The sequence below is a fragment of the Paenibacillus sp. P4_E11 genome, from assembly GCF_056401635.1.
This window is the reverse complement of sequence record NZ_JBFUIX010000264.1, coordinates 1-3300: the sequence shown is the minus strand read 5'-3', so window position 1 is coordinate 3300 and position 3300 is coordinate 1. Positions and strand designations below refer to the sequence as shown.

Sequence of the window (3300 nt, the reverse complement as noted above, 5' to 3'; positions counted from 1 at the left end):
TTCGCTGACAATCGACGAGCAGAATGGTGAGTTGATTGTGCTGAAGAACCAAGTGCCCGCTGCAACGCAACCTTGATGAAACCTATATACCGGCGCCTCATGAGTGATCGTGAGGCCCGGTTTTTTTCGCTTAATAGAACAATAATTTCGGATGTTTCATGGGGGATCTTGAATTTTATACCATAGCGGGGTTTTCTTCAAATTCATCACATGGTAAACTTTGAATACTAAGGGATGTGAAGAAAACGGATGGCCAAACCTAAAACAAAATTTTGCTGTCAGGAGTGTGGGCATGAATCCCCGAAGTGGCTGGGGAAGTGTCCGGGTTGTCAAGCTTGGAACAGCTTCGTAGAAGAGATGGAAGCGCCCGTACGCGCAAGAGGCATTTCTAGTTCTTCAACTCTTACGAAAGAATTGCCCACATCGATCATAAATATAGAAAGTAGTCATGAAAACCGGATTCAGACCCATATGACAGAATTGAATCGGGTGCTGGGCGGCGGGATCGTACCTGGCTCATTAATCCTCGTCGGTGGAGATCCGGGGATAGGTAAGTCCACGCTACTGCTCCAAACTTCACATAGTCTTACAGCCAAACAATTGAAGGTGCTCTACATATCCGGGGAAGAATCAGCTGGGCAGATTAAGCTCAGGGCCGACCGTCTGAACGCTCTCTCCGAATATTTGTACGTGCTGTGTGAGACGAATACCGAGTTGATTGATGAGGCCATTCAGCATACGCAACCGGATCTGCTCATTATTGATTCGATTCAGACCGTCTATCATCCAGATGTAACGTCTGCGCCAGGAAGTGTTTCACAGGTGCGGGAATGCACAGGACATTTTATGAGAATAGCTAAGGGGAAAGGAATTGCTACGGTATTGGTCGGTCATGTGACCAAGGAAGGGGCAATTGCCGGGCCGCGGCTGCTTGAGCATATGGTGGACTGCGTACTGTACTTCGAGGGGGAACGTCACCACACTTACCGTCTGCTGAGGGCGGTCAAGAATCGGTTTGGTTCGACGAATGAGATCGGGATATTCGAGATGGGTGAGCTTGGGCTTAGGGAAGTTACCAATCCTTCGGAGTTGTTCATTGCCGAACGACCGCTTCATGTATCCGGATCGACAGTTGTCGCCAGCATGGAAGGGTCTCGACCTATACTCGTTGAGCTGCAAGCCTTGATCGCCTCTACGAATTTTCCAAGTCCGAGAAGAAGCGCAACAGGCATCGACCATAACCGATTAACGCTTATTATTGCGGTATTGGAGAAAAGAATTGGACTTTTCCTGCAAAATCAGGACGCTTACTTGAACGTTGCCGGAGGCGTAAAGCTCGATGAACCTGCCGTTGATTTGGCTGTTGCGGTAGCGATCGCATCCAGCTTTAAGGATAAACCTGTACATCCGTATGATGTCATTATTGGAGAGGTTGGATTGACAGGAGAAGTAAGAGGTGTTTCGCGAATCGATGCACGTGTACGGGAAGCGCAGAAGCTTGGCTTCAAGCGAGTAATAATGCCCGCCAAGAGCAGTAAGGGCTGGAATCCGCCTGAAGGGATTGAAGTGATTGGTGTACATACCGTTGCTGAAGCATTGAAGGCAGCGTTAGATTAAATATATTTTGCATGCCAGATTAGGCTTACGGGGGACTTAAGGAGGTCAGCAGGTGAAAGAGGAAGCTCCACGTGATAAAATGAGTCAAATCCTTCAGCTCGTCGCACCAGGAACGGCATTTCGAGAAGGATTGGAGAACGTGCTCCGCGCTAAGACTGGAGCGCTGCTCGTCGTCGGGTACAGCCCGGAAGTAATGGAACTCGTAGATGGGGGCTTCTCCATCAACTGCGATTTCTCGCCCAATTACTTGTATGAGCTTGCCAAGATGGACGGCGCCATAATTCTAAGTGAAGACATCAAACGAATCTTATACGCGAATACCCAACTCATCCCGGATTCCTCCATCAGCTCAATCGAGACGGGGATCCGCCACCGAACAGCAGAGCGGGTTGCCAAGCAGACGGGCAAGCTCGTAGTGTCCATTTCGCAGCGGCGCAACATCATAACGGTGTATCAGGGTAATCTCCGCTATTCCCTCAAAGATATCGGGGTTATTCTGACGAAGGCGAATCAGGCGATTCAGACACTGGAGAAGTACAAATCCGTTCTGGATCAGGCATTGACGAACTTGGGAGCTTCCGAATTCGAAGAATTGGTCACGCTGCAGGAAGTAGCAGGCGTCATCCAGCGTATTGAGATGGTGCTTCGAGTCAAGACGGAGATTAAGCGGTATATCATCGAGCTGGGGACAGAAGGTCGGCTCATTCGGATGCAATTGGAAGAGCTGGTGGCTAACACGGATTTCGAGGCACTTCTCTTGGTGAAAGATTACTGCAAAGACAGCAGTGAGGAGAAAGTGAAGGATGTACTGGCGGGCCTGAAGAAATTAAATTCTGATGAGCTTCTGGATCATCAACATCTGGTACGACTGTTGGGCTTCCCACATTCTAACTCCATGTTGGAGGAACCGATCTCTCCACGGGGCTACCGGATGTTAAGCAAGCTTCCACGACTGCCATCCATGATTATACATAATCTGGTGGAGCGATTCGCACATTTGCCGCATATGGTGATGGCCACGATTGAAGAATTGGATGAAGTTGATGGGATTGGAGAAGTACGGGCGAGGGCGATTAAAGAAGGCCTGAAACGCATACAAGAGCAATTGTTCATTGACAGACATATTTAAAACACATACAATCATAAGATAGATTTGATCAGATATTTGAAATGAGTCCTGCCTCTTCCATGCTACAGTGAACATGGACTGCTTTGATTCGGGGCATAGTACTATTTGAGGTGGAGCTTGCATGATCAGAAATTCCATTCCCAGCATGTTTACCGTAGGTAACCTTTTCTTGGGGATTGTTTCCATTATTTTAGCATTTAATTCTAGTCCGGATAATTCCAATGCAGAACTGGCGGCGATTTTGGTAATCGTAGCTATGTTACTTGATGGACTGGATGGTCGGGTGGCTAGAGCATTGAATGCACAGAGTGAATTTGGCAAAGAGTTGGATTCCTTATCGGATGTAATATCCTTCGGTGTGGCACCTGCTTTCATTATGTATGTGGTGGCGTTTCAGGATTTGAATACATCGGCAGTAGCTTGGATCGTAACAGCCATATTCCCGATATGCGGGGYGCTTCGGTTGGCCAGGTTCAATGTCGTTGCGAGTGCGCCTGGGTACTTCGTTGGTCTGCCAATTCCTGCAGCAGGGAGTGTGCTAAGTACACTGGCCT

General features: G+C 48.3%; 3 protein-coding genes. All 3 read left to right on the top strand.

Going from position 1 to position 3300, the window contains the following annotated elements; translation table 11 throughout:
* Window positions 1-249 precede the first annotated feature (249 nt).
* A complete protein-coding gene (gene radA / locus AC1DWB_RS32540) occupies window positions 250-1617 on the top strand; it encodes a DNA repair protein RadA (RefSeq protein WP_477545242.1) in 1368 nt (455 codons plus the stop codon).
* A 52-nt stretch (window positions 1618-1669) separates the two neighbouring features.
* On the top strand, window positions 1670-2746 hold the full coding sequence (gene disA, locus AC1DWB_RS32535) for a DNA integrity scanning diadenylate cyclase DisA (protein ID WP_477545241.1): 1077 nt from the start codon (window positions 1670-1672) through the stop codon (window positions 2744-2746).
* A gap of 121 nt (window positions 2747-2867) precedes the next feature.
* Window positions 2868-3300: CDP-diacylglycerol--serine O-phosphatidyltransferase (pssA, locus tag AC1DWB_RS32530; RefSeq protein ID WP_477545240.1), on the top strand; the 433-nt coding region annotated here is incomplete at its 3' end.

Excerpts from the sequence above, each read along its gene's own strand:
- radA (WP_477545242.1), top strand. The coding sequence starts at position 250 with ATGGCCAAACCTAAAACAAAATTTTGCTGTCAGGAGTGTGGGCATGAA.